This window comes from Streptomyces purpurogeneiscleroticus (genome assembly GCF_020024005.1).
GTDB lineage: Bacteria > Actinomycetota > Actinomycetes > Streptomycetales > Streptomycetaceae > Streptomyces > Streptomyces purpurogeneiscleroticus.
Genome location: NZ_NHSG01000172.1, coordinates 1 through 2,851, shown reverse-complemented (window position 1 = coordinate 2,851; position 2,851 = coordinate 1). Strand labels below are relative to the sequence as shown.

Here is a 2,851-nt window from a genome sequence, read left to right as displayed (position 1 = left end):
CCCGGGAGTTGGAGCATCGCGTCACCGCGGCCGCCCGCCGGTACCACCACCGTCCCGCGGTGCAGGCCCCGCGTCCCCGCCCGTCCCTCCGGCGCGCCGAACGGCAGCGCCGCCACCGCGGCCGCGTCCTCCAGCGCGTCCAGCCGCAGCCCACGCGCCCGTACCCCGTGCACGTACTGCCGCTCGTGCAGCACCCCGCCCGTGATCCCCTTCGGCTCACCCAGCCGCGGCCCGTAGTTGACCCGCCCCAGCGACTCCACCCACAGCTCCGCCTCCGCCGGGCCCGGCACCGGCCCGAGCACGGCCTCCTCGGTGTCCAGCACCGGCCCCGGCACCCCGTCCACGAACGTCACCGCCCGGTCCCGCAGCCCACGGACCCGCAGCTCGTACGGCTCCCGCGGCCCCGGCACCGGGACCCGGTACCGCACCACCCCGCGATCCACGTCCAGCTCCTCGAACGTCGGCGGCACCCCCGACCGCACCTCGGGACCGCCCAGCCCGTCCAGTACCGCGTCCATCGGCGCCCAGCCCGTCAGCCGCACCGCCGCCGGCGCGCCCAGCACCGGCTGCGGCGCGGGCGGCTCGGGCAGCGGCCCGTCGGCGTACGGCGCCAGCACCTCGCGGAACCGCCAGAACTTCGCCGTCGGCCGGCCGCGCTCGTCGACGGGCGCGTCGTAGTCGTACGACGTCACGGTCGGCAGCAGCGCGCCGTCCTGCAGCGCACCGTCCCGGCTCGCCCCCGCCCAGCCGCCGAAACTCGTCCCGCCGTGCGCCATGTAGACATTCACCGACGCACCGCACTCCAGGATCTCCCGCAGCGTGGCCGCCGCGTCGTCCGCGTCCCGCGCGGCCTCTTTCCCCTCCGGCCCGGTACTCCAGTGGGAGAACCACCCGCACCAGAACTCCATGCACATCAGCGGCCCGTCCGGCCGGTGACGGCGCAGCGTCGCGAACGCCTCCCGCGCCCCGGACCCGAAGTTGACCGTCGCGAGCACGCCCGGCACGCTCCCGCCGGTCAGCATGTGGTCCTCCGGCCCGTCGGACGTGAACAGCGGCACCGTCACCCCGAACGCGCGCAGCCGGTCGGTGAGATGCGCGAGGTGGACGGCGTCCGAACCGTACGAGCCGTACTCGTTCTCCACCTGCACCATGATCACCGGGCCGCCGCGGTCGCACTGCCGCTCCACGACGTGCGGCAGCACTGCCGCGAACCAGGCGCCCACGGCTCGCAGATACTCCTCGTCACGCGTACGCACCCGCCGCCCCAGCGGCCCGGTCAGCCAGTGCGGCAGCCCGCCGTTCTCCCACTCGGCACAGATGTACGGGCCCGGCCGGACGATCGCCCACAGCCCCGCCCGCCGCACCGCGTCCAGGAACCGGCCGAGCGCGTCGAGACCGCGGAACTCCCCGGGGCGCGGCTCGTGCAGATTCCACGGCACATACGTCTCCACACAGTTCAGGCCCATCGCCCGCAGCATCGCCAGCCGGTGGTCCCAGTGCCCCTCGTGCACCCGGAAGTAGTGCAGCGCCCCCGACAGCAGCCGCACCGGCTGCCCGTCCAGCACGAACTCGCGCTCACCGATGGCGAATTCGTGCCGCGCGCCTCCAAGAGATCCGCCCGCCCTCACGCCACTGGCTCTGCCATCCGCCCTGCCATCCACCACGTCATCCGCCACGTCATCCGTCCCGTCGCTCCCGCCCGGCCCGCGTCGCGTCCAGCTCACCCTCTGGCGGGGCGGGCGGTCCATGGACAAAGATCGGCGTTGTTTGGACGGAACGTCCGCGTGTGCGGTGCGTGCAGTGCATGGGGTAGTCGCGTGTGCGGTGCGTGTGCAGTGCCTGGGGTGGTGGGGCATGGGGGCACGTGCGGTGCCGCGTCCGCGCCCGCGCCCGCGCGTCGGCGTTCCGTACGGAGCGGGCGGCCGGGGAAGGCGGCCGGCCTACGGAAGGAGCACGCGTGTACCGCACCTGGATGCGCTACTTCACACCGAGCCCGGTCCACCACCGGCTCGGCCTGGTCTGCCTCGGCGTCGGCCTCCAGCACGGCACGCTGCCCGCCGTCGGCCCGCGGACCCTCGACCACCACGTAGCCGTGATCATCCACGCGGGCAGCGGCTGGTACGCGAACCCCGACGGCACCCGGCACCCCGTCACCGCGCCCGCCCTCCTCTGGCTCACCCCCGGCGTCCCGCATCACTACGGCGCCGACCCGGACAACGGCTGGGACGAGAGCTTCGTCGACTTCACCGGCCCGGCCGCCACCACGTACACCGAACTCGGCTACATAGAACCCCGCCCCGACCGGCCGCTCGTCCCGCTCGCCGACACCGCGGCCGCCCGCGCCGCCATCGGCCGCATCGCCCGCGCGGCGCGCCGCGGCAACCCCCTCCTGGAGGTCGAGACCTCCGCCGCGGTGCACGAACTGCTCGTCGCCCTGCGCCGTGCCCGCGCCGACACCGACGCCGACGGCGACCCGGTCCTGCAGGCCCTGGCCCGAGACGCGTTCCTGCCGCTCTCCGTCGCCGAACACGCCGCCCGGCACGGCATGAGCCCCGCCGAACTGCGCACCGCCGTACGCCGCGGCGCCGGCTGCAGCCCCAAGGACTACCTCCTCGGCATCCGCCTCGGCCGCGCCAAGGAACTCCTCGCCGCCACCGAACTCCCGGTCGCCGCGGTCGCCCGCCGCGTCGGCTACGACGACCCCGCCTACTTCAGCCGCCTCTTCACCAGAAGAGTCGGCACCGCCCCGGTCCGCTTCCGCACCCAACAGGGCCGCACGGTCCCGGGCGGCTGGTCCACCCGCATCCCGGACCCGAATGACCCGCCGGTGGTCAGCGGGGCGGGGTGAGCG

At 75.0% G+C, this 2,851-nt stretch carries 2 protein-coding genes; one reads left to right on the top strand and one right to left on the bottom strand.

Features of this window, described 5'->3' with window-relative positions:
- The coding region (locus tag CCS38_RS10420; RefSeq protein WP_223732937.1) for a glycoside hydrolase family 35 protein at positions 1 to 1,628 on the bottom strand (1,628 nt) is incomplete at its 3' end.
- 329 nt (positions 1,629 to 1,957) lie between these two features.
- On the opposite strand from CCS38_RS10420, the gene CCS38_RS10415 reads away from it, so the two are divergent.
- Positions 1,958 to 2,848: a helix-turn-helix domain-containing protein gene (locus tag CCS38_RS10415; protein ID WP_223732936.1), complete on the top strand. Its 891-nt coding sequence runs from the start codon at positions 1,958 to 1,960 to the stop codon at positions 2,846 to 2,848.
- The last annotated feature ends 3 nt before the right edge of the window (positions 2,849 to 2,851 follow it).